Source organism: Pontibacter ruber, from assembly GCF_023630205.1.
Taxonomy (GTDB): domain Bacteria; phylum Bacteroidota; class Bacteroidia; order Cytophagales; family Hymenobacteraceae; genus Pontibacter; species Pontibacter ruber.
In genome coordinates, this window is record NZ_JALPRR010000002.1 from 1,000,854 (window position 1) to 1,026,827 (window position 25,974).

Sequence of the window (25,974 nt, forward strand, 5' to 3'; positions counted from 1 at the left end):
AAACTACTCCTCCAGTTTTACCGGCTCAATCCAGCGCTCATCTTCGCGTATCAATTCGATCAGTTCGTCTACAGCGCGGTCGGCCGGAACAGATTTTTTTACTACGTTCTGGCCACGGTACAGCGCAATTTTGTCTTTCCCTACGCCTACGTAGCCATAATCCGCGTCTGCCATTTCACCCGGCCCGTTCACGATACAACCCATGATGCCGATCTTCACGCCTTTCAGGTGGTCGGTGCGTTTGCGGATCATGGCAGTGGTCTCCTGCAGGTCGAACAGCGTTCGGCCGCAGCTTGGGCAGCTGATGTACTCGGTTTTGCTCATGCGGGTACGGGCCGCCTGCAGTATGCCAAAGCTCAGCGCGTTCAGCTTGTCGATGGTTTGCAGCCATGCTCCTTTTTCATGTTCCGGTAGCAGTTCTGTTCCCAGCATCACGCCATCGCCCAGTCCATCAATCAGCAGTCCACCCACGTCGGTAGCAGCATATAGTTGTACTTCATCGGCAGTAAGCTGGCCATACGAGCGTTTGATGATGCACGGGTTATGTACGCCGTTGTTCATTAGCCGGAAGAAGCACTTGCGCAGCTCCGGCATGGCGTGCTCGTTCTCTGTCTGCAGCATCAGCACAGCCGTTGTGTCCTGCTTCAGGCGCTCCATCAGCTCCGGCGTGATTTCGTGCACGCTTGCCTCTACAAAGTTCAGCTTCGAATGCAGCTGGTTTGCCCCCAGGTATTGCCTGACAGTAAGCAGCGGATGGCGGTGCTCCTGTTCCTGGTTCAGCTGCCACGGCACGTAGTTCACAATTTCTTTCAATCCGTTCGGCAGCATGAACGTTATCGGCGTATCGCCGGTGTAGATGTAGTCAGCGCCCAAGTCGTTCATGTTGAACTTGTCGAGCAGCATGGAGTATAAATGACCTACACATTTCAGATCGGCATATTTCACATCCGTTAGCCTGCTCAGGTCTGCTACCACACGCGGTACATTCAGCCCGCCCAGGTTCTCTACTTCTAAAGTTTCGCGGCGGTGGTACTGGAACGGGTCAATCGGAATATTGCACAAAGGCTGGATCGGCTGCGCTTTTTCTGCGCGATGGGTATAGCGATCAATGAGGGCTTTGGCTACCGGTGCCTCTGCCTCAGGTGCTTCGGTCAAGGAAACCCGCACCGTATCACCCAGGCCATCTTCCAGCAAGGTGCCTATACCTACCGCTGATTTAATGCGACCGTCTTCTGCCTCACCGGCTTCGGTTACGCCCAGGTGCAGCGGGTACGGCTTCAGCCCTTCCTCATCCAGCTTCTGCACCAGCAACCTATAAGCCTGCACCATCACCTGTGTGTTGGAGGCTTTCATGGAGATGACGATGTTGTAATACTGCTCGTCTTCGCAGATGCGCAGAAACTCCAGCGCGCTCTCCACCATGCCAAGCGGTGTATCGCCGTAGCGGCTCAGGATGCGGTCAGACAGCGAGCCGTGGTTGGTGCCGATGCGCATGGCGGTGCCATACTCCTTGCAGATGCGTACCAGTGGTACAAAGCGCTCACGGATACGGTCCAGTTCGGCCTGATACGTCTGGTTGTTATACTCAATTACCTCAAATTTCTTCTTGTCGGCATAGTTGCCGGGGTTGATACGTACCTTCTCCACGATACGGGCGGCCACTTCGGCAGCATTTGGGGTAAAGTGAATATCAGCCACCAGCGGCACGTTATAGCCGCGCCGGCGCAGTTCTTCGCGGATGTTACGCAGGTTTTCGGCCTCTTTTATACTTGGTGCTGTAATGCGGATGTACTCACAGCCCGCCTCGATCATGCGGATGCACTGTTCAACAGAGCCCATCGTGTCCATGGTATCCACGGTCGTCATCGACTGCACCCGGATCGGGTGATCGCCGCCCATCGGTACATCACCAATGTTCACGACGATGGTTTCTCTGCGTTTATACTCTGTGAGGCTGGGGCAATAAATTTTATTCATAAAGCGTACGCTTTTGCTTTCCTTGGCTTTGTTCTCTTAACTAAAGTTATGCCTGCTTTGTTCAACCGGCTAAACACGTAAAAATAGCACCATTATTTTAAACAGAGGCAAGTATAGCTGTATTTAAACTTCGATACCATCTTCCTGTGCTACCGGTACGGCATTCCATACGTTAAAGTATAAATGGTGCCGCCTGTATGTTAAATGGGCAGTTTTAAAGTATAAAAAAAGAAAATATGATTCACATGCGCGCATTTTTACCGGAACGTCCCGACCAGAAGTACATGCAACTGATGCGCTGGGGACAGCTGCGGCGGGAGCAGCTACACCAGGCTATACTTGTTACCAAAGATACGGTGCTCGGTTACCTGAAGCGGCAGATAGAGCGGGGCAACTGGCGCGAGGTGCAGGATGTACTCCGCGGCAAACCCATGACCAGGGCCGGTAAGTTTCTGCTGGAGGAGCTGCGGGGCCGAGTGGTCGGCAACCTGATAATGCGGCTGGGGCTGCGGAAGGTAATTGCGGTAGGTATCGCTTTTGCCCTGCTGCCGTTTATACTTGCCAAAGTATCGGGTGAGCTAATTGGCAAAGCCAGAAAAGATTAGTCCGAGGGTTCTGTACTTATACTTTAACTGGTTTTACACTTATTTCTTAAAGTATAAAGCCTGTAAAACAACAAAGGCACCTCTGTAGGTGCCTTTGTCAAAGTATAAAGTATAACGCTTAGTGACGGAACATCAGTTCGCGGTACTTCACCAGTGGCCAGTCCTCGTTGTCAACCATCAGTTCCAGTTTGTCTACGCTGGTGCGGATTACGTCGAAGAAGCTCAGTACTTTCTCGTTGTACATGATCGCTTTTTCTCGCACATCTTCCACCTTGTTAGCTACTTTACGGGTTCTGATCATTTCGAACACGTTGTTCTGGATGATGCTGATGTGGCGTGAAATTCTTCTGATCGATTCCAGTGTGGTTTCGGTGTACTCATCCTCCAGCCCCAGCTCTTTCAAACCACGGATGTTCTGGATAAGCTTGTTCTGGTAAGCCACAGCCGTAGGTACCACGTGGTTCATGGCCAGGTCACCCATGATGCGCGACTCGATCTGGATCTTCTTGATGTAGTCTTCCAGCAGGATCTCGTGGCGGGCGCAAAGCTCCAGTTCTGTGAAGATGCCGTGCTTGGTGAATACTTCTTTTGTCAGGTCGCTTTCGTACACGTCCAGAGCCAGCGGCGTAGACTTGATATTGGATAAACCGCGGGTGGCAGCTTCTTCTTCCCACTCTCTGGAATAACCGTTGCCTTCGAAGCGGATGGCTTTAGAGGCGGCCACATACTCGCGCAGTACCTGGATGATCGCCAGCTCCTTTTTCATGCCCTGCACTTCGATCAGCTCATCCACTGTTTTGCGGAACTCGATCAGCTGGTCGGCTACAATGGTGTTCAGTACCGTCATGGACGAAGACGAGTTAGCTGAAGAACCTACTGCTCTAAACTCAAACTTATTACCAGTAAAGGCAAACGGAGATGTACGGTTACGGTCGGTGTTGTCGCGCAGTACTTCCGGAATGCGGTCGATGCCCAGCTTCAGGTACATGTTGTCGCCTTTTTCCATCGGTACTTTGGCAGTGCGCTCCAGTTCGTCCAATACAGCTGAAAGTTGCTGGCCTACGAATACCGACATGATGGCCGGAGGTGCTTCGTTCGCGCCCAGTCGGTGGTCGTTGCTGGCAGAGGCGATGCTGGCACGCAGCAGGTCGGCGTGCTTGTACACGGCCATGATGGTGTTCACAAAGAAGGTCAGGAACTGCAGGTTCTCTTTTGGCTTTTTACCCGGAGACAACAGGTTAACGCCCGTATTGGTGCTAAGTGCCCAGTTGTTGTGCTTTCCGCTACCGTTTACACCTTTAAAAGGCTTCTCGTGAAGTAACACTTTAAGGTTGTGGCGCTGTGCTACACGGTCCATAATGTCCATGAGCAGCTGGTTGTGGTCCACGGCCAGGTTGGCGTCTTCAAAGGTTGGCGCACACTCAAACTGGTTCGGCGCTACTTCGTTATGGCGCGTACGCAGCGGAATACCCAGTTTCAGGGCTGTTTTTTCAAAATCCACCATGAAGGCGTGTGCGCGGCTTGGGATAGATCCGAAATAGTGGTCTTCCAGCTGCTGTCCTTTGGCCGGTGCGTGCCCGAACAGCGTGCGGCCGGTCATCACCAGGTCAGGGCGTGCCTCATAAAGCGATTTATCTACCAGGAAGTATTCTTGCTCAATACCTAAGGTAGTATATACTTTGGCTACATCTTTGTCGAAGTACTGGCAAACCGGCAGTGCAGCCTGGCTCAGCAGGTTGATCGACTTCAGCAAAGGGGTCTTGTAGTCCAGTGCCTCACCCGTGTAAGACACAAAGATAGTTGGAATACAAAGGGTGCGGGTGCCGGCGTTTTCGATCAGGAAAGCAGGCGAAGACGGATCCCAGGCGCTGTAACCGCGGGCTTCGAATGTATTGCGGATACCGCCGCTCGGGAAAGAGGATGCATCCGGCTCCTGCTGTACCAGGGCGCTTCCTTTAAAGTTCTCGATCGCTTCACCGTCGCTGGTCAGGTCAAAGAAGGAGTCGTGTTTTTCGGCGGTTGCACCGGTTAGCGGCTGGAACCAGTGGGTATAGTGGGTGGCACCCTTGCTCATGGCCCAGGTTTTCATAGCTGCGGCTACAGCATCAGCCAGATTGCGGTCTACTTTCTCGCCTGCGTCTATGGTACGGCGGAGACGTTTAAAATTTTCTGTAGACATGGTAGCACGCATGGCATTCATGCTAAAAACGTTTTCTCCAAAGTAGTCGGAGATCTTGTGCGATGGCAGCGATACCTCCAGTGGTTTACGCTGGCTAACTAATTCAAGCGCTTTAAATCTTAAAGTTGACATGGGTTATGGGGTTGAGGGTACTAAAGGATAGGCAAAGATAAAGATAAAGACAATAATTCCTATAAAGGGGGTTAAAAAATAAGGGGGTTCTTGATAAAACTCTCTATAAAATCATCTTTGCCCCTGTGTTTATATAGGGGGTGCTTTAATTGATCTTGTCATTTTATTGGGATGGCCTGGTAAAATGAAGGCCTTATTGGAATCATCTTCTTTTGCTGAAGGTTATCAGGAGCGTAGCATTTAGCTATATTTGCACCGTGAAACCAAATTTGCTTTACCAGCCCTTTTACTTCCTTTTCTGGGTGCTATACTTTGTGGTAGCCCGGGGGGTATTTATGGTGTATCATCTGCCACGCACTGAAAAACTCAGCGGCTCCGATATTCTGACCATTTTCCTGAAGGGTTTGCAACTGGATTTCTCGTTCACGGCCTACCTGAGCGTTATTCCCTTTCTGGCTATTAGTGTAGCTATGGTGCTGCCCAAAGCAAAGGTGGGTAAATTGATCCGGTATTATACGTATGGCATGCTGGCGCTCCTCTCCCTGCTCCTGTCTGCCGACTTAGAACTCTATTCGTTCTGGGGCTATCGTCTGGATGCTACACCGTTGCAATACCTCAGCACCCCTACCGAAATGGCCGCTTCTGCTGCTGCGGCTCCCCTGTTCCTGCTCACGATCGTAACAATAGCTATCAGTGGAGGTTTTATCCTATTGTACAGGTTTGTTTTTGATTACAGTCGTATTGCGCTGCCCGCCATACCAAAATTTCTCTTAGCAGGTCTGGCGGTTTTATACCTGGCGCTGCTGGTGTTGCCTCTTAGGGGTGGCGTGCAGCAGATACCCATCAACCAGAGTGTGGTATACTTCTCTGATAATCCGTATGCTAACCATGCCGGTTTAAACATGCCCTGGAACCTGATGCACGCGCTGCTCAAGTATAACAAGGAAAGCAACAACCCTTACCAATACATGGCTACTGAAGCGGCAGAAGCCAAAGTACAGGAGTTGTTGGCAGCACAAACCGATACAGTTCGAACCGTGTTAGCCGTTCAGAATCCCAACGTCCTCTTTATTATATTGGAGAGCTATACAGCCAAGTTCATCGGCAGCTTAGGTGGTGAGCAGGGCGTTACGCCTCACTTGGATGCGCTGGCGCAGGAAGGCATCAGCTTTACAAACTTCTACTCCAGCGGCGATCGCAGCGAAAAAGGCATGGTTGCCCTGCTGAGCGGTTACCCGGTTCAGACAGTAACCTCCATTATCAAAACGCCTAAAAAAACCGAGAAGCTGCCGCAACTGAGCAAAGTGTTCGAACAGCAGGGCTACAGCACGAGCTTTTACTACGGCGGCGAATTGGAGTTTGCCAACATCAAATCATACCTGCTCAACGGTGGCTATGACAAACTTATCGACAAGCATGCTTTTCCGGCGGAGAGCTACAATTCCAAGTGGGGTGCCCACGACCATGTGCTGTTCGAGCGGGTGTTGCAGGACCTGAACCATGAGAAAAAGCCCTTCTTTTCGACCATTTATACTCTCAGTAGCCACGAGCCTTTTGAAATTCCCATAGAGCCTAAGTTTCCGGGTTCGGATAATGCAGCGAAGTTCCGAAACTCAGTATACTACACCGACTGGGCTCTGGGCAGGTTTATAGAGAAAGCAAAGCAGCAACCCTGGTGGGCTAATACACTGGTGGTGCTGGTTGCTGACCACGGACATCCGCTTCCGGGCGATGATGCCAACTACCTGCCTTCTAAATTCCGGATTCCTTTTATACTTACGGGTGGTGCCTTATCTGTTAAAGGTACAGAAATAGCTACCGTAGGTGATCAAACTTCCGTAGCTCCCACGCTGCTGCACCAACTGGGCATGCCATATGAGGAGTTTAAATGGGGACAAAACCTGCTATCACCCAAAGCCAAGCCTTTTGCTTTTTATGTGTTTAACGACGGCTTTGGCTGTGTGACGCCGGATGGCGTCGTTACGTTTGATAACGTAGGCAGGAAGATAATCTTAAAAGACGAGAACGTGACCGACCAGCAACTGGAGTATGGCAAAGCGTTTATGCAGTATTCTTTCGAAGATTTTATAAGGAAGTGAGATTGATTTGAAGATGAGGAGATTCGTAGATTTAAAATGTGTTGATGAGAAGCAAAGCACAAAGTATAGTCTACGGCAACTTAGCCGCTTGCTATGAACTAGCACATTCTCATTAGACCGCAGAAACATGCGCTTATTTCCAGATCTTCAAATCCGCACATCTCCAAATTAATTTAGTAACTTTGCAGCCTGATTATGAAAAAAGTAGCATTTTATACATTAGGTTGTAAACTCAACTATTCAGAGACCAGTACCATCGGGCGCATGTTCCAGGAGCGTGGCTTTGAGAAAGTGGAGTTTACTGACAAGCCCGACATTTATGTCATCAATACTTGTTCTGTAACAGACAATGCTGACAAGAAATGTCGTAAGATCGTGAAGGAGGCGCAGAAGCACTCTCCGGATGCGTTTATTACCATAGTAGGCTGTTATGCGCAGCTCAAACCAAAAGAGATCAGTGAAATTCCGGGAGTGGATGCCGTTCTGGGTGCCGCCGAGAAATTCCAGTTGGTAGACATTCTGGATGGATTTGTAAAGCAAGACAAGCCCCAGGTACTGGCCAGCGCCATCTCAGAAGCAAATACCTTCCATAATTCTTACTCTTTTGGCGATCGTACCCGCACGTTCCTGAAAGTGCAGGACGGCTGCGATTACTCCTGTTCTTTCTGTACCATACCGCTGGCACGGGGAAACAGCCGCTCCGATACCATCGAAAATGTGGTGCGCTCTGCCAACGAGATTGCTGAGTCAGGTGTGAAGGAGATCGTGCTGACCGGTGTGAATACCGGTGATTTTGGCTTGCAGGAAGGCAAACGCGTGGAAACATTTTACCAACTGGTTCAGGAACTGGATAAGGTAGAAGGCATCAACCGTTTTCGTATCTCCTCTATCGAGCCCAACCTGCTGAGCAATGATATTATTGAGTTTGTGGCGAACAGCAACAAATTCATGCCGCACTTCCACATTCCATTGCAGTCAGGATCTAACAAGATTCTGAAGCTGATGCGCCGCCGCTACCTGCGGGAACTGTATGCTGATCGTGTGTCTACCATCAAATCGCTGATGCCACACTGCTGTATCGGGGTGGATGTGATTGTTGGTTTCCCGGGTGAGACGGAAGAGGACTTCCTGGAGACTTACAACTTTATTAACGGCCTGGATGTAAGTTACCTGCACGTGTTCCCGTACTCAGAGCGCGAAAACACCTTGGCTCCTGATATGCCGGGTAAAGTAAGTATAAAAGACCGCAATCGCCGTGCTGATATGCTGCGCATCCTTTCTGAAAAGAAAAAGCGCCACTTCTACGAGCAGAACATTGGCAAGGAGTTTCATGTGCTGTTCGAGGACGACGTGAAGGACGGCCTGATGGAAGGCTTTACAGAGAATTATGTGCGGGTTGTTGCCAAGTATGATCCGGTGCTGGTAAACGAGACCAAGCACGTGCGCCTGACAGGTATAAACAAAGAAAGCCTGATGGAAGCCGAGGAAGCCTACGCGGAGGTGCTGAAACATTAGAAGCCTGCTATATCTATACTTTCCGAAGTTGATTATTTATTACTTTGTTGTATATTCAGCCGACAGAAACCAATTAAACTACCTGTGAGACTATTTAAAAGTGTATTAGGCCTGGCTGTAGCTTCCCTGGCGATAGCTGCCTGTAATCAACAAAAGCCGGGAGCCGGCGCTACTACTGCAGCAACTGGTGAAGCAGCTGCTGCAACACCTGAAATTGCATACGTTAATTCTGATTCGCTGCTGACTAACTACGAGTACTTCAAGGATGTGCGTACACGCCTTCAAGGTAAGTCTCAGAAAGCCGAGCAGAACCTGAAGTCGCAGGCGCAGGCATTTGAGAAAGAAGTTGCCCGTTACCAGCAGTCTGCTGCCGGTATGTCTCCTCAGCAGCGTGCTACCACGGAGCAGCGCCTGGCCCAGAAACAGCAGCAACTGCAAAGCATCAGCCAGTCAGCCGGAAACGACCTGGCAGCCGAAGAAGGCGAAGAAATGAAGAAGATCTACGACCGTGTGGAAGCGTATCTGAAGCAGCTGAGCCAGGAAAAAGGCTACAAAATGGTGCTGACGTATTCACGTGGTAATAGCGCTATCCTTTACGGCGATTCTACACTGGACATCACTACAGAAGTGCTGGCAGGTCTGAATGAGAAGTATAAATCTGAGAAAGACACTGCAAAAGCAGACACTACTAAGAAAGAAGATAGCAAAAAGTAATTGCCTGGTTTATATGTTGGCGAGATAGGAACCCAAGTATAGATCTGTATAAACAAAAGAGGCTGGTTCATCACCAGCCTCTTTTTATTTGTTATCAGTTTACAAAAGTACCAGGAAGTATGATTTGCAGCTGCTACTTATGTTTTGAGTAGACACGTGCACTGTTCCTCTGTTATTCATACCTCAACGATTCGATTGGATCGAGCTTGGAGGCCTTGTAAGCTGGATAATAGCCTGAAATTACACCTACCACCACACAGATCGTGAGCCCCACGATTACCCATAACCAGGGAACAATAAAACCGCCTTCTCCGATCAGGGCTGCTATGCCGTTGCCCATGATAATGCCCAGGATTATACCTGTTATCCCACCAAGCAGACAGATCACAATAGCCTCGATAAGGAACTGCTGGCGTATCTGGAGCGAAGTGGCTCCGAGCGCTTTGCGTACACCGATCTCGCGTGTTCGCTCGTTTACCGACACCATCATGATGTTCATCAAGCCAACCGAAGCACCCAGCAGCGTGATAAACCCGATGACAAAGCCTCCTATTTTCAGGTAACCGGAAATTTCGTTCAGGCTCTGCATAAGCGAATCGCTGCGCCTGATCTCAAAGGATTCTTCCTTGCCTAATCCATCCTGGCGCACGTTGCGCATGATGCCGGTAGCCTCGCCCATCACATACGTCAGTTCTTCGGGCTTGCTGATCGCTGTTTTGATGTCGTAGGTAAGTACAGCGTTGTTTGTCTGTGGTATCTGCCGGCCCGTCTCAAGCGGTATGATTATCCGGCGATCGGCTCCGCCCCCGCCCATGCTGCTTCCCTGCTTTTCCAGCTGGCCAATGATCTTAAACCTGCGGCCTAAAAGCGAGATGTACTCCCCGACAGGATCTGTCTTCGGGAATAATTTTTCCGTAATTTCTTTGCCTACGATAGCCACGTTGCTGCCATTTTCGAGTTCAAAAGCTGAAAAGGCACGTCCTCTTTCGAGGTTCATGTTCTGGTTCTGCAGGTAAAATTCGTCCCCGGCTATTACGCTTATGTTCGGGTTTGTTTTATCTGTGGCGCTTTTTACAACGGTTGCCCCCGATACAAAGGCCGAAAGGCTCACCCGGGCGTCCTTCTCCATCAAACTTTTATACTGGCGGGCCTGATCATAGGTAATAGCAGGATAAACTTTTTCGACGCGCCCTCTTTGGCTACCACGGTTATTGCCACCTTTCTTCCTGATATCGAAAGAATTAGCGCCAAGACTGGAAAAAGTCTGATTCAACGAGTGCTTCATACTGTCTACCGCCGTAAGTATACCTACCAGCGACATGATACCGATGGAAATGATCAGGCCGGTAAGCACGGTGCGGAGCAGGTTACTCTTAATAGCTCTCAGTCCTTCGCGTATATTTTCGAGCAGGTTCATTCAGGTAATTGTGCGCTTTTTTGTATTTATTTCGTTAAGTATAGCAGTAATACACTGTTGCATCTAAGATAGCTTCATTTTCTGAAATCTGAGCCTGTTTTAATACATTTGTTCATACTAAGATATATTTCATGCTAGGCCGCTTCTTTATACTTGCCAGTTTTGCATTGCTTGTTGCCTTCAAGGGTATGGCCTCTACGGTACTGATACCGATGGACGAGACACAGAAGGATCACCTGAAATCTTATGGGGCAGCATACTGGGTACTCTCCCGGAATGTGCCCGTAGACTGGCTTCTGAATTACAAGGGAGGCAGCTTTGCTTTTCAGCATGCAACACAGCTTGAGAATGAGCTGGTAGTGCGTGGCATCAGCTATACTGTTATCTCTGATGCCGAGTATAACAGCATCCTGAACCAGATCAACAACCCGGAGGCGAACATGGACATCATGAAGCTGGAGAAAGTGCCGAAGGTGGCGGTGTATACACCCAAATCAAAAATGCCCTGGGATGATGCGGTAACTCTGGTGCTCACCTATGCCGAGATCCCTTACGATATCATCTACGATGAGGAAATCATGCGGGGCGACCTGCCCAAGTATGACTGGCTGCACCTGCACCACGAAGACTTTACTGGTCAGTACGGAAAATTCTATGCCAGTTACCGGCATTATCCCTGGTACCAGGAGCAGCAACGCGAAGCAGAAGAGTCGGCCCACAAGCTGGGCTTTAAAAAAGTATCGCAGCTCAAATCTGCTGTAGTGGGTAAGATAAAGGGCTTCTGTGCGGGCGGCGGCTTTTTGTTTGCCATGTGCTCTGCCACCGACACCTATGATATTGCACTGGCTGGTGAAGGTGTGGACATGGTGGATGTGATGTACGACGGCGATGGTGTGGACCCTCAGGCACAGGAAAAACTTGACTTCAGCAAGACCTTTGCTTTCAAGGATTTTAAGTTGATGCGCAACCCTCTGGAATACGAGTATTCAACGATCGACATGCAACCGCAGGAGCGCCCGGTTACAGAAGCGAACGACTATTTCCAGTTGTTCACGTTCTCTGCCAAATGGGACCCAATCCCGACCATGCTCACGCAGAACCATGCCAAAACCATAAAAGGGTTTATGGGCCAGACCACAGCTTTCCGCAAGAGTACGGTTAAACCGGAAGTAGTCGTAATGGGCGAGAACAAAGAGCTTAGTGAGATCCGCTACATGCACGGCACGTACGCCAAAGGTACCTGGACATTTTATGGCGGCCACGACCCGGAAGATTACCAGCACCTGGTAGGTGAAGACCCTACCGATCTTGCCCTGCACCCCAACTCTCCAGGCTATCGCCTTATCCTGAATAATATCCTGTTTCCGGCAGCGAAAAAGAAAAAGCAGAAAACGTGATTTCAGTTAGTAGAAAACAGTAATCAATAAACGTAAAAAAGGCCGGTGCATTTCTCACCGGCCTTTTTTACGTTTATACTTTATTTTGGAATGTTGACTGCTTACTGGTACCTGATAATTGTCTACTGATACCTGTTCTCTGTTCTAGTGCATCCGATCCGGCCGAGGCTCCAGATTCCGGATGATATCGGCTTCTATTTCCAGTAGTTCTTTCAGGCGGGCATCCACTTCCTCTACGGGCATGTATTCTTTGGCCAGCTTTACAAAGCTTACATAATGGCCGGCTTCGGAAACCATCAGTTCGTAGTAGAATTTCTGCAGGTCTTCGTCTTGGATGTTCTTCCAAAGCAGCTTGAAGCGCTCACAGCTACGCGCTTCGATAAGCGCATTCACCAGAAGGTGATCCATCAACTGGCGCTCCCGCTTCCCTCCTTTTCGGATGTGCTTTGCGAGCTCCACTACGTACTCATCGGGGCGGTTACGGCCAAGGCCCCAGCCACGTTTCTTCAGCTCCGCTAACACTCGCTCAAAATGGCTCCACTCCTCTGCCACCAGGTCGGTCATCTCTTCTACCAGCCTTGTTTTGTCCGGGTACTTCACGATCAGCGATATAGCGGAAGTGGCGGCTTTCTGCTCACAATACGCATGGTCAACCAGAATATCTTCAATATTCTTTTCAGCAATGTTCACCCAGCGCGGGTCGGTAAGCAGTTGTAAGCGAAGTATGGTTTTGGTTGATTGTGTAGACATGGTACAGGTTAACTGATTTTAATCGAAGAACATCCACTTGAGGCCAAAAACAAAGCTGCGGCGCATGCCTGTATAATAGGGCGTCACGAAGTAGCCTGGTGCAAATAGCTCATCCCCCACATTAGACATCTTCAGGAACACGTTCAGGCTTCTGATATCGGCTGCTATGAACACGTCCACAACCGGGTAGGTCTTTACCTGGAACCCGTTCTGAAGGTAAAATTGCTGTGTTACCGGCATGTAAGCGTCTGCTTTATACCCTGTTGGCAGGTACATCTCCGCGCCGATCTGCCCGAGCAGCGCCTTTTTAAAGATAAAGCCTTGAAAGTATAGTTTGGAGTCTACGAGCCACTCCGGTATGCGAATGGTTTCTGCTTTATCGGTGTTGGTATACGCTACAAAGTTCTCGAAGTGCAGCCCACCGAAACGGATGTGATGCGTCAATTCAGCGCCGTACAAGCGCTGGTTTCCAGATAATTGCTGCGGCAATGCCTCCTCGTTAAAGAAAATATGGCGCTTGATATTGGTGTAGTGGGCACCCAGGCGAAGGAATTGTCTCTCTCCTAGTTTGCTTTCGAAGCCGAACCTGCTCTGATCCGTTACTTCGGTGGTAAAGTCGTTACGCCACTCAAAATGATTGCTTAGCATGCGCTGCTCTACCAGGGAGGGCGAACGTTGCACGTGCTCCTGCGACAGCGTGAAAGGCCCCAGCTTACCTTGCGCCAGCACCCGGTAATCTCTCGTAAGCTGAAACTCACCGTCAACTAATATCAGTGCTTTTTTACCATAGTTTAGGCGCAGTTGCCCTCCTACCAGTATCTGGTTAAAGTTTGACTCCTCCGTACGTGTCTGGTTAATAACGGAGTCTTCCCCGATCGTAAGCGCTTGCAGTACGCTGTAGTTAATGCGTGCGTTTCGGTGCTTGATGTATGCTTGGTAAAAAGAGATGTCGGTGTTACCAGTAAAGCCAACGGCATTCTGTAATTCCCGGTAAGAGGTTTCGTCTTTTGTGCGAGTGGAATCAAACAGGTAGTTCTTGTAAAAAATATTCAGTTCATCACCAGTTGGAAACTGGCTGTCCTGGTACTCATTACTTTGTTTTTGCCAGTCAAGAGTATGGTATACTTTCAGGTTCTCGCCAGCCAGTTTGAGGATCTGCAGCGCATGTACCTTGTTGCGCATCTCCTGAGATGCAGCCTGGTTCAGGTATACTGTTTCCAGCTCGTAGCGGAAAAGACTGTCCTGGGTGTCTTCAGGTCCCGGCCGAATGCCGCCCTGTTCGATTTGCTCCTGATTTAAGTGTGTGAAGTTGGCAAAAAGATCGTAGCGTTTGTTTTTGGAGCGGTAGTGGGTAAAAGCTTTTACCGCCTGGTTATCTATCAGTCCGTCGTTGGAAGGCCCCAGCTGCTTGTTGGCAGTTAGGATCTGATAGGCAATCCCTGCATTCAGGCGGGGTGTGATGTTGCGGGCATACGTACCTTCGAACAAGGTTTCGCCACGCTGCCCCTGCACATAGTATAAATGCGAGTACGGGGAGCGGGTATCGAAGTAGTTTATGTTTTCTGCATCGTAGGCATAACGGTCGAAGGCGTTCTTGCCATAACGAACTCCAATATTGCGCTGCATACGGAAAAGGAGCGGCTGTGCTGCGGTGCCGACATTACCCAGGTGCTGGAAAAAGGTTGTGTCATGAAACCAGTAGCGCTCGTTGTACATGTTGTTGATCGAGGTATCGACCCGTTGCTCTATATACCGTCCCTGCAATACGTCCCGTTCGTAAAGTTGCAGGGTAGTTTTCGGGCTATAGAGAACACGGGTAGAGTCATCGATGACCTGGGCAGCGACCGGTGCGCTTACCACAAGGCCAAGTATCAGCAATATTCCTGCTAGTAGCTTTTCTTTCACAGTTCAAAATTAGTCATTTTCGCACAACAAGCACGTAGATTACAGTTGGAATAAGTAAACTGCCAAACCTTTGTTGCCGGTATCGCGCTTTATACTTTCCTGGCGCTTCGCTCCTGCACGTGCTGCAAAATCAGTCGGTCAAATTGTTCTACCTCATCTAAAAACCGCACTTCAATCGGAATATAAAATACGGGTAGCTGGTAAAGTATACTCCGTAGTTCTTCAGTAACAAGCTTTACGGCATCTTTGCGCGTGGTGAGAATGCTTATGTTCTCATTCCCTTTAACTAGTTGCTGCAGCTTCAGCAGGTCCTCAGAAGTATAGGCATAATGATCTGGGTACTCCAGGTGCTGTTTTATAGTATAACCTGCTCCCTGAAGGTACTCTACTAATGGTTTGGCGTTTGCAATGCCTGTTAGCAGCACGATTTCTTTGCCTGGTGCTTGCCTGCGTCCAAGACTTACCGGTGTGCCGTAGGTATAGGAAGTATAAAATACAGGGGTTTGCGCTCGCGTATATTTCCGGATTTTCTGCAGAATGGCTTTCTTTTCTGAATTGCTCAGGTCTGGCGGACATTTGCTCATGATCACGGCATCCGCACGACGGGCACCACTTTTTGGCTCACGCAGCAAACCAGCCGGCATTACCAGGTCATGGTAAAACGGGCGGTAATAATCTGAAATAAGCAGGTTAAGCGAAGGCTGCACAGGGCGGTGCTGCATGGCATCGTCGAGCACCACTACCTCCAGCTCTGGTTGCAGCTCTAGCAGGTTTTCGATACCCTTCACGCGATCCTCGCATACCGCCACGGTAACATGCGGGAAATCAGTGTAGTATTGGTAGGGTTCATCGCCCAATGTAGCGGCAGAATCTTTGGATCCGGCAAGTATAAATCCTCTTGTTTTACGTTTGTAGCCCCTGCTCAGCGTCGCAGTTTTATACTCATGTAACAAGCGCAGCAGGTACTCGACATGCGGCGTTTTACCAGTACCTCCCACCGTCAGGTTACCTACTGCGATCACCGGAAGTGTAAACTGTTTTGAGTGCATTACTCCCTTATCATAAAAGCTATTACGGAGCGCCATAATACTTCCATAGATCAAAGAGAAAGGCCACAAGAGCAGTTTAAGGTACGTCATGTTTTAGCTGATAGCAGAGGCAAAGTTAATGTAAATCATACGAAAACTTTCTTAGCAGTTTTTTTATGTATAACCAAAAGTTTATATATTTAGAGAATTATATATTCAAGCGCCCTATTTACCCTTGTTCACATGAAAGCAAACAATGTATTAGTACTATTACTGCTTTCCCTGCTTGCTTTGGCACAGGGCTGTAAGCAGTGCACCTCGGTGCAACCCGACCCGCCGGCCCCTGTAGTGTTCTATTTTGTAGATCAGCAGGGACAAAGTTTAACTTCTCTTCAAAATCCAATTCTGCATCCGGATTCTATTAGATTTACCCTGGAGCACGAGCCCTTCGATTACCTGTTCAAAACACCCGACGAGAGCCTGAACACGGTTTTGTATGAGACTTACCCGGTTCTGTACACAAAATCTACGGTAAACCTGCTGATCCATTACAGTAAGGAAGATACCGATACGCTTACAGTTGGCTACAAAGTAAACAAACAGGAATGCTATACAGATTTTACCTATACTTCCTACCGGTTTAACGGAGAAGAAGTCCGGCCTATTCCCGGCAGCGGCTACCTTAAACTGGTAAAGCATACCGGCAGTTAGCCATAACAGGGAAGCAGCAAAACGAATAAATAATTTTGCTGCTTCCCATCAACTTAATAAGTTTGGCAAGAGTAAAAATGCCAAACAATAGATCTTTTCATGAAGAATTCAGCTGCCACTATCGGCGATGTTATACAAGTGCTGGAGCAACTGGCTCCACTCTCCTACCAGGAAAGTTACGATAACTCCGGCCTGCAGACAGGCGACCGAAAGGATGAAGTGCGGGGGGTGCTTGTTGCGTTGGATTGTACCGAAGCCGTGCTGGACGATGCGATAGAAAAAGGCTGTAACCTGGTGGTAGCCCACCATCCGGTTATTTTCAAAGGTATAAAAAGCCTAACCGGCCGTACGTATGTGGAGCGTACCATCATAAAAGCAATCCGCAACAACATTGCCATCTATGCCTGCCACACCAACCTCGACAGCGTACACAACGGCGTAAATGCCAAAATTGCAGAAAAACTGCAGCTGCAGAACGTTCGCATACTTTCCGGAAAACCTCAGACGCTGATGCAACTCGTTACGTTTGTGCCGGTTGAAAATACGGAAGAAGTGCTGCAGGCCATGCACAAAGCAGGTGCCGGCCAGATCGGGGAATACAGCAACTGCAGTTTCCAGGTACAGGGTACCGGGCGCTTTCTGCCATCCGAAAATGCCGATCCAACCATAGGTACACCCGGCAAACCGGAACAGGTGCAGGAAAATCGCGTGGAAGTCATCTTCCCGTCTTTCCTGAAAAACAACATCATGCAGGCCCTGCTGCAGGCGCACCCCTACGAAGAAGTGGCTCATTACCTGACCTCCCTGGAAAACCAGAACCAGGAAGTAGGCATAGGCATGATCGGGGAACTGGAAGAAGCACTGTCTGAGCCAGATTTCCTGCGTTATCTGAAAGAGCACATGCAATTACAGGGGCTGCGGTATACGTCTGTGGGCAGCAAAAAAATAAAGCGTGTGGCAGTTTGCGGCGGTGCCGGAAGCTTTCTGATCAAAGACGCTATCCGGCAAGGTGCCGACGCGCTGGTAACCGGCGATGTTAAATACCATGAGTTCTTTGACGCGGAAGGCCGCCTGATGATCGCCGACATCGGGCATTATGAAAGCGAAGTGTTTACAAAGGAGATTTTTTATGACACTATTTCAAAAAACTTTCCTAATTTTGCAGTCTATTTAACCAATGTCAACACTAACCCTATCAGATACACTTTTTAATACATGGAAAGTACGGTAGCCAGTAAATTAGAAGCTTTGCTAAAGCTTCAGAGCATCGATTCGCAGCTTGATGAGATTAGACGCGTAAGAGGAGACCTGCCTGAAGAGGTAAGAGATCTTGAAGATGAGATTGAGGGCTATGAGGTACGGGTTCGTAAATTCGATGAGGAAGTAGCGGCTCTGAACGACTCGATCGCGCAGCGCAAGCAGTCGATAAAGGACGCCGAAAGCCTGATCAGAAAGTATGAAGATCAGCAGACCAATGTCCGCAACAACCGCGAGTACGATGCGATCACCAAGGAAATAGAACTTCAGAAACTGGAGATCCAGATCGCTGAGAAGAAGATCAAGGAAGCGCACTACCAGATCGATCAGAAGATCAACGAGATCGAGGGTACAAAACACCGCCTGGAAGAGCGTCGCAAAGACCTTGATAATAAAAAGCACGAACTTGACCAGATCGTATCGGAAAGCGAAGAAGAAGAAAACAAGCTCGAGCAGGAGCGTGTAGCAGCTTCTGAGCAGATCGAAGACCGCCTGCTGAGCGCTTACAGCAGAATCCGCAAGAACGTACGCAATGGCCTGGCTGTTGTGCAGGTGAAGCGTGATGCCTGTGGTGGTTGCTTCAACACCGTTCCTCCGCAGCGTCAGGCTGATATTGCAGCTCAGAAAAAAGTGATCGTTTGCGAGCACTGCGGCAGAATTCTGGCCGGTGTAGAGCAGCGTGTATACTAAAAGATGATGTTTTGAGCGTTTTTCGCTTCTACAGAACATACAAAAGGATGGCTAAACCCCATCCTTTTTTTTTGTTGTGGTGCCTGGCGTTTTTTATTGGCATCAGTGCCAATGCCTCTTCTACTTTTACCAGCGGCATTTCACGGTCTTATGCCGAAACGATAAAGCTCCGGCTTGGCAACGGGCGCAATCTGATCCGGGCGGAATTGCAGCGCGATCCGCAAAACGCGGTTGCGCTGCTGGTAGCCAATTACCAGGATTTCCTGACCTTGTGCGTGCAGCAGAACCCAAAACAGTTCGAGCAACTGGTCAAAGCACAGGAAAACCGTTTGGATCGGCTTACTTCCCTGAAAGAGCGCTCTGCATGGGTAGATTATAGCATAGCGGAGGTGCGCACCCATCTTGCCGTAAGCAAACTGCTGCTGGGCAACCGGCTGGCTTCTGCCTGGGAGTTCAGGCAGGCATACCTGCAGTACGAAGCCAATGCCAGGCGTTACCCCTCTTTTTTGCCCAACAAGAAAACACTGGGTGCCATGCAGGTGCTCATTGGCTCTGTGCCTGATACGTACCGCTGGTTCCTGAACATCATCGGAATGCGAGGCAGTGTTCCGGCAGGTATGGCGAACTTAAAAGCAGCTACATCCAACAGCAATCCGTTTCAGCAGGAAGCGCAGGTGATGTATGTGCTGCTGCAACAGTTGCTCGATCAGCAGCATGACCTAGACGCACAGCAACAGGTAAACAAACTGGTACAGGAGTCGCCGGATAACCTGCTGTATACATTTGTTGCCATGTACCTGCACAAAAAAACCAAGGTAAGTGAACAGGCCCTGCAGTTTTACCTGAAGCGCCCAACCGGCGCGCAGTACCTTGCCTTCCCTTATCTCCACCACATGGCCGCTGACCTGTACCTGTACCGCGGCGATTACAGCAGATCGATTCAGGAAAACAAACTTTTCCTGGAGACGCACAAAGGGGAACATTACCTCAAAGCAGCTCATTACAAACTATACCTGGCCAACTGGTTCGGGAATAACAAACAACAGGCAAGCTGGCATTACCGGGAGATAAACCGCGTAGGCTCCAAAGTAGTGGAGGAAGACATCTATGCAGCCCGCTTTGTAGAGCAGCAAACCCCTTTGAACAATCACCTGATGCTGGCCCGGCTGCGTTCGGATGGTGGCTATTACAAGGAGGCCCTTGCCGGTTTGAACAAGATGCGAATTACGGAAAATACCCCGTTGCCGGAAAAAGCGGAATATTATTACCGGAAAGCGCGTATTTACCACGGGCTGCACCAGGTAGCGGAGGCAAAACAGCATTACGAGTATACCATCCGGGTATGTGGATCGTCTGATTTATACTTTGCTCCCAATGCTGCGCTGCAGTTAGGCTACCTTTACCAGGAAGAAAAGAATTTTACAAAAGCGAAAGTCTGGTACCGCAAGGCCCTCAATTACAAAGGGCACGAGTACAAGAATAGCATCGACCACAAAGCAAAACTGGCACTCTCGTCGCTGGAGTAATAATTGAATAGCATACATGTATACATCTATCATTCAGGCAGCTACACTTCCAATATCCTTGCAGGAATTTAAGCTGCGGGCATCGGCCTGGGCTGATCGGTTTCCGCTGGTTGCCTGTTACGACTCCCATCAGATTCCTTACCCGCATAACAGCTTTGATAATCTTCTGGCTGTTTCCTCCGGAAGTATTATTGAACTGGACGAAGCGCATGCATTTGGCAGTCTGCGCCGGGAATTAAAGAATAGCCGCCGGCTCTTGTGCGGGTGTCTTACCTATGATCTCAAGAACCAAACCGAGCAGTTGCAAAGCATGCACCCGGATTTTGTAGGCTTTCCGGCAATCTTCTTTTTTGAACCTGAGGTGTATGTATACTTTAACGATGATAATATAAGTATAAACAGCTCAGAAGATAATGTTGAATTTATACTTGCAAGTATACTGGCTACACACGTTCCTGCGCCAGCCTCCCCGCTTGGTTTGGAAGTTAAGCAACGGGTAAGTCCGGAAGCTTATAAAGCCAATGTGGAGCGCATCCGGAATTACATACTGGAGGGCGAAGTATACGAACTGAACTACTGCATGGAGTTTTTTGCAGAGCAGGTGCAACTCGATCCGCTTGGGCTTTACCTGGCTTTGAGTGCAGCATCCCCTACTCCTTTTGGCGGCTACCTGAAGTATAGAGACAAGTACCTGCTTTGTGCCTCACCCGAGCGGTTCCTGAAAAAAGAAGGCCGCAAGCTTATCTCCCAGCCCATCAAAGGGACGATCAGGAGAGGAACCACATCAGCCGAAGATGAAGCTTTGCGACAGCAGCTGCGCAACGATGAAAAAGAGCTGGCAGAGAACATGATGATCGTTGACCTGGTGCGCAACGACCTGCGCCGATCTTGTGCTACCGGAAGTGTACAGGTAGAGGAAATGTTCGGCATCTACGCTTTCAGGCAGGTGCACCAGATGATCTCTACCATCAGCGGAGAACTCAGGCCGGAATGCGATCTGGTTGACGCGCTGTTGGGTGCTTTCCCGATGGGAAGTATGACCGGAGCACCCAAGATCAGGGCCATGCAGCTTATCGAAGCAACAGAAGAGACAAAGCGCGGCCTGTATTCCGGCTCCTTCGGCTACATCAGGCCCGATGGCGACTGCGATTTCAATGTTGTGATCCGCAGCCTGCAATACAATGCTGCTACCGGGTATCTGTCGTTCATGGTAGGCAGTGCCATCACCTATGATTCCGTACCCGAAAAAGAGTACGAAGAATGCCTCCTGAAAGCACAGGCCATGCTTAAGGTGCTCGGCTCGGTTGGTCAGTATTAATTCAATCCTGCACTCACTCGCTCATTTACTCATTCATAATTAAAATGCCTAACTTCAGGCATTCAATACATACAACGCTAACTATACCATGATCAGCAAACGCTTAGTAGCACTATTTGCAGCTGCTTGCCTGAGCCTGGGAATCACCACAGCACGTCCTGATGAAGGCATGTGGCTCCCTATGCTCCTGAAGCAGCTGAATGAGTCGGAAATGCAGAAAAAGGGAATGAAACTCACTGCAGACGACATCTACAGCATCAACCAGTCCAGCTTAAAGGATGCCATCGTATCTTTTGGTGGCTTCTGTACCGGCGAAATGATCTCTCCGGAAGGCTTGCTTCTGACCAATCACCATTGCGGGTACGGTCAGATCCAGCAGCACAGCTCCGTTGAGAAAGATTACCTGACCGATGGCTTCTGGGCTATGAACCGCGCGCAGGAACTGCCTAACCCTGGTCTTACTGCAACTTTTATCGTGCGCATGGAGGATGTGACCAAACAGATACTGGAAGGCATTCCGGCGAACGTAGCCGAGGCCGAGCGCGAAGCCATGATCCAGCGTAATATGGCAAACGTGCGCCGCGCATCTACTGCCGGCACCCACTACGATGCCGTGATCAAACCATACTTCTATGGCAACGAGTACTACATGTACATCACCGAAACTTTCCGGGACATTCGCCTGGTAGGTGCCCCTCCTTCTTCTATCGGCAAGTTTGGCGGCGACACTGACAACTGGATGTGGCCACGCCACACCGGCGACTTTTCCATGTTCAGAGTATATGCCGGCGCTGATAACAAGCCTGCCGATTACTCCCCGAACAACGTTCCTTACAAGCCAAAGCACCATCTCCCGATCTCGCTCAGCGGCATTAAAGAAGGCGATTTTACACTTGTATTTGGCTTTCCGGGCCGTACCAACGAGTACCTGACCTCGCACGCCATACAGGAGATCTACGAAGTTTCCAATCCTGCCAAGATCAAGATACGCGATACAAAGCTGGGCATTCTGGACAAGGACATGAAAGCTTCAGACGCGGTTCGCATTCAGTACGCGGCCAAGTATGCGAGCGTAGCCAATGCCTGGAAAAAGTGGATCGGCGAGAGCCGTGGGTTGCGCAAGGCCAATACCATCCAGAAGAAAAAGGCCCTGGAACAGCAGTTTAACCAATGGGTAGCCGCCGACGCCACGCGTCAGCAGAAGTATGGAAACCTGCTGGCACAATTCGAGCAGAATTACAAGAAACTTGACGGCATCACCATCTCCCGCGATTATTACATGGAAGCTGCCAACGGTGTAGAACTGATCAGGTATGCGTCAGATTATGTGAAGCTGAACGACCTGATCCAGGCCAAAGCGCCACAAGAGGCAATCAACGAGCAGATCACGAGGATGGAGAAAGGTATAGCCGGGTTCTATAAAGATTACAATGCCCCTACCGATAAGAAAGTGTTCGCGGCATTGCTGGGCATGTATTACAATGACATCGATCCAAAAATGCACCCGGAGGCATTTAAAACCGTTCGGCAGAAGTATAAAGGTGATTTCAGCAAGTATGCCGATGACGTATACAGCAAGTCTTTTTTGACGTCTGAGGCGGGCGCCCGCAAGGTTCTGCAGGAGGTGAAAACAGGCAAATCGCAGCGCCTGATAAACGACCCTGCTGTTCAGCTGGCAAGCAGTATCAACGCTTATTACAACGCAAAAGTATTGCCAACCTACACGCAGGTAAATGACAACCTGAATCTTCTGTACAGAACCTACATTACCGGCCTGCGCGTGATGCAGCAGGACAGAAAGTTCTACCCGGATGCCAACTCCACGCTACGTGTAGCCTATGGCAAAGTAGAGCCATACGACCCGGTAGATGGTGTAAAGTATAAATACTATACCACACTGGAAGGCATTATTGAGAAAGCCGCTTCGGGTGCTGCAGAAGATTACGCCATACCAGCCAGGCTGCAGGAACTATACGATAAGAAAGACTACGGACCTTATGGCGTGAACGGTGAATTGCCCGTTGCTTTTATTGCCTCCAACCACACTACTGGCGGTAACTCCGGCTCACCGGTTATCAATGCCAACGGCCAGCTGATCGGCACCAACTTCGACCGTAACTGGGAGGGTACTATGAGCGATTTGGCGTACAACCCGGATCAGGTGCGCAATATTTCGGTGGACGTACGTTACGTGCTGTTTATAGTAGACAAGTTTGCAGGTGCCGGCCACCTGGTAAAGGAAATGACGCTGGTGCAGGATGATACGTCTGGCCTGCCGCAGGTTGACTCCCGAAAGAAGGCGCCTGCTGTAGAAACCAAGCTTTCAAAAAAAGAAAAGAAGAAAGCCCGTAAAGAGGCCAAAAAGAAAGCCAAAGAAGCTGCCGAAGCGAACTAAGCTTTTAAATACTTCCCATAAAAAGCCCCGCCTGATATCCAGGTGGGGCTTTTTTCTTTAGCTGGAACACCGCTAGCATTTACAAGTATACTTTGTCAGCCTGTCGGAATAGCTTTTTCTTCTCGGATATATGAATACCGGAAGTATGGCGACGCTATATGCCTGATTAGTAGCTGGTTGAACTATAAACTACTGACTTCGTAAGAAAAAACATAATCTTAATTGAAATAAAGCAAAAACAGGTTGCTCTATTAAGGTTATACTTAGCACTGGCGATCCGAAGTACCAAACTTTGCAGGATGCTACAAGCCACACCCTTGGGTATACTTTTACCTTATTTGTAGCATAGACTTAAGACTCCAAAGCTGCTGAAAAGCAGAACTGAACCTCAGGAACCAACTATAACCTACACTACCCAAGGTTAATGTTGATAGAATCACAGACCTGTTCCAAGATTACGATTGCACCTCCCTTAAACATCAAACTTCCTCATTATGAAAAAAGGCTTCCTTTCCATGATTGTTGCCTGTGCATTGTTCTCTGTGTGCGAGGCGCAATTTTATAATGCTGATGGCGCAAGCAGCTTACCTAACGGCAAAGATGCTAAGGAGATTACTTCAGACAGAAATGCAACCCGCAATCTGCAAGGCCAGCAGCAAGCCGATACCCGCAAACTTGTGACTTTGGTAAAAGATGCGGCCGGTCTGGTTGCTACCAAAGGCGAGGCAGCTTTTAAGGAGCTGAGTGCTCCGGGCAGCCGCTGGCGCCAGGGCGAAAACTACGTCTTTGTGCTGGATACGGCAGGCAACATGCTCGTGCACCCCGATCCGGAGCTGCAGGGCAAGAATCAGCTTGGCCTACTGGACATCAACGGCAAGCCCATCATCCGGGGCCTGATTGCAGCGGCTACTGCCCTGCCCGACAAACCCGAAGGCTGGTACCACTACCAGTGGCCTGTGCCCGAAGGGCTGCTGCCCCGCTGGAAGAGCAGCTACGTTAGGCTGGTAAAAGCCCCTTCGGGCAAAAGCTACGTGGTGGGCTCGGGCGTCTACAACGACCGCATGGAGCGGGAATTTGTCGTCGATATGGTCAACAAAGCCGTGGCTGAAGTTGAAAAAAACGGTACTGCCTCCTTTGAGAATTTTCATGATCCGAAAAGCATTTTCATGGCTAAGGATGCCTACATTTTTGTGGTCGATACAAGTGGCGTAGAACATGTTAACCCCGCGTTCCCGAACCTGGAAGGGCGTAACCTGAAGGACCTGAAGGACACACAAGGCAAGCTGCTGGTGCAGGACATGTTTAAAGTAGTACGAAGCAAAGGCGCCGGTTGGGTAAATTATATGTGGCCTAAACCAGGCGAAAGTGTTTCCACCCAGAAGTCTACGTATGTGAGCAAAGCTAATCTAGGTGATTCGTGGGTAATGGTAGGCTGCGGCGTGTACCTGGCCGATGCTCCTAAAGCAGCCATATCAAAAATTAAACAACCTACAGCTCCGGAACTAATGGCCCTCGTGGACGATGCAGCCGCAGTGCTGGAGAAAACAGGTGAAAAAGCATTTCCCGATTTTCGTAAAAAAGGCTCCAAGTGGTTTCAGGGAGATACCTACATCTTTGTCTGGTCAATGGACGGCATTCGTGTCTTTAATGCGGCCACCCCTGAAACCGAAGGCCAGAATGAAACCGAATCCAAAGACATACTTGGGCGTCCTATGGGCAGGATGCTTCTGAATGCGGCTTCTTCCCCGGAGGGTGAGGGCTGGGTGCATTATATGAAGCCGGAGCCAGGAAGCATTTTTCCGGCCTGGAAGTCCAGTTACGTAAAGCGGATAAAGTTTCCTACCGGCAAAGAGTATCTGGTTGGCAGCGGCATCTACAACATGCAGATGAACAAAGCTTTTATTGAAGATGTAGTGAATCGTGCGGCAGCTTTAGTAGAGAAACAAGGCAAAGGCGCCTTCGACCAGCTGCGCGACAAAACAGGTCCTTTCTACTTCATGGATACCTATGTATTTGTTACCAGTCCTGATGGTACGGAACTGGTAAACCCCGCACATCCTAGCCTGGAAGGCAAAAACCTCAGTGAAGAGAAAGACCTAAAAGGAAAAATATTTGTTCGCAATTACATCGATGCTGCCATGAAAAATGGTACTGCCTGGGTTGATTACTACTGGTATAAGCCCGGAGAAAATACCCCTTCCCTGAAGCACTCCTACGTGCGCAAAGTACAGTCCGGAGACCAGACCTACATTGTTGGTTCCGGATATTATCAGGTGAGCAATGAAAATAAGACTGTTCAGGCCCGGAAGACCTCCTCAAAAGGTAAGTAAAGAAGAATAACAGACCTACTGCTAAGGCA

At 49.4% G+C, this 25,974-nt stretch carries 18 protein-coding genes; 12 read left to right on the forward strand and 6 right to left on the reverse strand.

The features are described 5' to 3' along the window. Positions 1-3: 3 nt before the first annotated feature. Positions 4-1,977, reverse strand: a complete 1,974-nt coding sequence (gene ispG, locus MJ611_RS11155) for a (E)-4-hydroxy-3-methylbut-2-enyl-diphosphate synthase (RefSeq protein ID WP_250429849.1) — start codon at positions 1,975-1,977, stop codon at positions 4-6. A gap of 245 nt (positions 1,978-2,222) precedes the next feature. On the opposite strand from ispG, the gene MJ611_RS11160 reads away from it, so the two are divergent. Then, on the forward strand, positions 2,223-2,582 hold the full coding sequence (locus MJ611_RS11160; protein ID WP_250429850.1) for a hypothetical protein: 360 nt from the start codon (positions 2,223-2,225) through the stop codon (positions 2,580-2,582). A gap of 118 nt (positions 2,583-2,700) precedes the next feature. On the opposite strand, the gene MJ611_RS11165 is transcribed toward MJ611_RS11160, so the two are convergent. Beyond that, entirely contained in the window at positions 2,701-4,893 is a 2,193-nt protein-coding gene (locus tag MJ611_RS11165) for a glutamine synthetase III family protein (protein WP_250429851.1), read from the reverse strand. A 257-nt stretch (positions 4,894-5,150) separates the two neighbouring features. On the opposite strand from MJ611_RS11165, the gene MJ611_RS20635 reads away from it, so the two are divergent. From MJ611_RS20635 to MJ611_RS11180, 3 genes are all read left to right on the forward strand, one after another. After that, positions 5,151-6,992, forward strand: a complete 1,842-nt coding sequence (locus tag MJ611_RS20635) for an LTA synthase family protein (RefSeq protein WP_250429852.1) — start codon at positions 5,151-5,153, stop codon at positions 6,990-6,992. Between the two features lie 195 nt (positions 6,993-7,187). Beyond that, positions 7,188-8,507 (forward strand): tRNA (N(6)-L-threonylcarbamoyladenosine(37)-C(2))-methylthiotransferase MtaB, encoded by a 1,320-nt coding sequence (mtaB, locus tag MJ611_RS11175; RefSeq protein ID WP_250429853.1) that lies wholly within the window; start codon positions 7,188-7,190, stop codon positions 8,505-8,507. A gap of 84 nt (positions 8,508-8,591) precedes the next feature. Beyond that, positions 8,592-9,221 carry an OmpH family outer membrane protein gene (locus MJ611_RS11180; RefSeq protein WP_250429854.1) on the forward strand — a complete coding sequence of 210 codons (630 nt, stop codon included), beginning with the start codon at positions 8,592-8,594 and terminating at the stop codon, positions 9,219-9,221. Between the two features lie 172 nt (positions 9,222-9,393). Here the strand turns inward: MJ611_RS11180 and MJ611_RS11185 are convergent, their stop codons facing one another. Further along, complete coding sequence (locus MJ611_RS11185) at positions 9,394-10,638, reverse strand: ABC transporter permease (protein WP_250429855.1); 1,245 nt, start codon at positions 10,636-10,638, stop codon at positions 9,394-9,396. 131 nt (positions 10,639-10,769) lie between these two features. Between MJ611_RS11185 and MJ611_RS11190 the strand changes: the two genes are divergently transcribed. Continuing rightward, positions 10,770-12,035 carry an asparagine synthetase B gene (locus tag MJ611_RS11190; RefSeq protein ID WP_250429856.1) on the forward strand — a complete coding sequence of 422 codons (1,266 nt, stop codon included), beginning with the start codon at positions 10,770-10,772 and terminating at the stop codon, positions 12,033-12,035. Positions 12,036-12,179: 144 nt separating this feature from the next. Here the strand turns inward: MJ611_RS11190 and miaE are convergent, their stop codons facing one another. From miaE to lpxK, 3 genes are all read right to left on the reverse strand, one after another. Then, a complete protein-coding gene (gene miaE / locus MJ611_RS11195) occupies positions 12,180-12,785 on the reverse strand; it encodes a tRNA-(ms[2]io[6]A)-hydroxylase (RefSeq protein ID WP_250429857.1) in 606 nt (201 codons plus the stop codon). Positions 12,786-12,803: 18 nt separating this feature from the next. Continuing rightward, positions 12,804-14,690 carry a putative porin gene (locus MJ611_RS11200; RefSeq protein WP_250429858.1) on the reverse strand — a complete coding sequence of 629 codons (1,887 nt, stop codon included), beginning with the start codon at positions 14,688-14,690 and terminating at the stop codon, positions 12,804-12,806. 89 nt (positions 14,691-14,779) lie between these two features. Continuing rightward, positions 14,780-15,829: a tetraacyldisaccharide 4'-kinase gene (gene lpxK / locus MJ611_RS11205; RefSeq protein ID WP_250429859.1), complete on the reverse strand. Its 1,050-nt coding sequence runs from the start codon at positions 15,827-15,829 to the stop codon at positions 14,780-14,782. Between the two features lie 132 nt (positions 15,830-15,961). Between lpxK and MJ611_RS11210 the strand changes: the two genes are divergently transcribed. From MJ611_RS11210 to MJ611_RS11240, 7 genes are all read left to right on the forward strand, one after another. Then, positions 15,962-16,429, forward strand: coding sequence for a hypothetical protein (locus MJ611_RS11210; RefSeq protein WP_250429860.1), 468 nt, complete (start codon positions 15,962-15,964; stop codon positions 16,427-16,429). Between the two features lie 99 nt (positions 16,430-16,528). Next, the gene (locus tag MJ611_RS11215) at positions 16,529-17,641 is read left to right on the forward strand and encodes a Nif3-like dinuclear metal center hexameric protein (RefSeq protein WP_250429861.1); all 1,113 of its coding nucleotides are present in this window, start codon (positions 16,529-16,531) and stop codon (positions 17,639-17,641) included. Between the two features lie 3 nt (positions 17,642-17,644). Continuing rightward, entirely contained in the window at positions 17,645-18,376 is a 732-nt protein-coding gene (locus MJ611_RS11220; protein ID WP_250429862.1) for a zinc ribbon domain-containing protein, read from the forward strand. Between the two features lie 47 nt (positions 18,377-18,423). Continuing rightward, positions 18,424-19,902 carry a tetratricopeptide repeat protein gene (locus MJ611_RS11225; RefSeq protein ID WP_250429863.1) on the forward strand — a complete coding sequence of 493 codons (1,479 nt, stop codon included), beginning with the start codon at positions 18,424-18,426 and terminating at the stop codon, positions 19,900-19,902. A gap of 16 nt (positions 19,903-19,918) precedes the next feature. Continuing rightward, positions 19,919-21,220, forward strand: coding sequence for an anthranilate synthase component I family protein (locus MJ611_RS11230; protein ID WP_250429864.1), 1,302 nt, complete (start codon positions 19,919-19,921; stop codon positions 21,218-21,220). An 88-nt stretch (positions 21,221-21,308) separates the two neighbouring features. Next, on the forward strand, positions 21,309-23,615 hold the full coding sequence (locus tag MJ611_RS11235) for a S46 family peptidase (protein WP_250429865.1): 2,307 nt from the start codon (positions 21,309-21,311) through the stop codon (positions 23,613-23,615). Between the two features lie 494 nt (positions 23,616-24,109). After that, entirely contained in the window at positions 24,110-25,945 is a 1,836-nt protein-coding gene (locus tag MJ611_RS11240) for a cache domain-containing protein (protein ID WP_250429866.1), read from the forward strand. The last annotated feature ends 29 nt before the right edge of the window (positions 25,946-25,974 follow it).

Bases quoted from the DNA above. Each gene is read 5' to 3' on its own strand.
- MJ611_RS11215 (WP_250429861.1), top strand. From the start codon at position 16,529: ATGAAGAATTCAGCTGCCACTATCGGCGATGTTATACAAGTGCTGGAG.
- MJ611_RS11160 (WP_250429850.1), top strand. From the start codon at position 2,223: ATGCGCGCATTTTTACCGGAACGTCCCGACCAGAAGTACATGCAACTG.
- MJ611_RS11235 (WP_250429865.1), top strand. From the start codon at position 21,309: ATGATCAGCAAACGCTTAGTAGCACTATTTGCAGCTGCTTGCCTGAGC.
- MJ611_RS11230 (WP_250429864.1), top strand. From the start codon at position 19,919: ATGTATACATCTATCATTCAGGCAGCTACACTTCCAATATCCTTGCAG.
- MJ611_RS11190 (WP_250429856.1), top strand. From the start codon at position 10,770: ATGCTAGGCCGCTTCTTTATACTTGCCAGTTTTGCATTGCTTGTTGCC.
- MJ611_RS11240 (WP_250429866.1), top strand. From the start codon at position 24,110: ATGAAAAAAGGCTTCCTTTCCATGATTGTTGCCTGTGCATTGTTCTCT.
- miaE (WP_250429857.1), bottom strand. From the start codon at position 12,785: ATGTCTACACAATCAACCAAAACCATACTTCGCTTACAACTGCTTACC.
- MJ611_RS11220 (WP_250429862.1), top strand. From the start codon at position 17,645: ATGGAAAGTACGGTAGCCAGTAAATTAGAAGCTTTGCTAAAGCTTCAG.
- MJ611_RS11185 (WP_250429855.1), bottom strand. From the start codon at position 10,638: ATGAACCTGCTCGAAAATATACGCGAAGGACTGAGAGCTATTAAGAGT.
- mtaB (WP_250429853.1), top strand. From the start codon at position 7,188: ATGAAAAAAGTAGCATTTTATACATTAGGTTGTAAACTCAACTATTCA.
- MJ611_RS11225 (WP_250429863.1), top strand. From the start codon at position 18,424: ATGGCTAAACCCCATCCTTTTTTTTTGTTGTGGTGCCTGGCGTTTTTT.
- MJ611_RS11165 (WP_250429851.1), bottom strand. From the start codon at position 4,893: ATGTCAACTTTAAGATTTAAAGCGCTTGAATTAGTTAGCCAGCGTAAA.
- ispG (WP_250429849.1), bottom strand. From the start codon at position 1,977: ATGAATAAAATTTATTGCCCCAGCCTCACAGAGTATAAACGCAGAGAA.
- lpxK (WP_250429859.1), bottom strand. From the start codon at position 15,829: ATGACGTACCTTAAACTGCTCTTGTGGCCTTTCTCTTTGATCTATGGA.
- MJ611_RS11210 (WP_250429860.1), top strand. From the start codon at position 15,962: ATGAAAGCAAACAATGTATTAGTACTATTACTGCTTTCCCTGCTTGCT.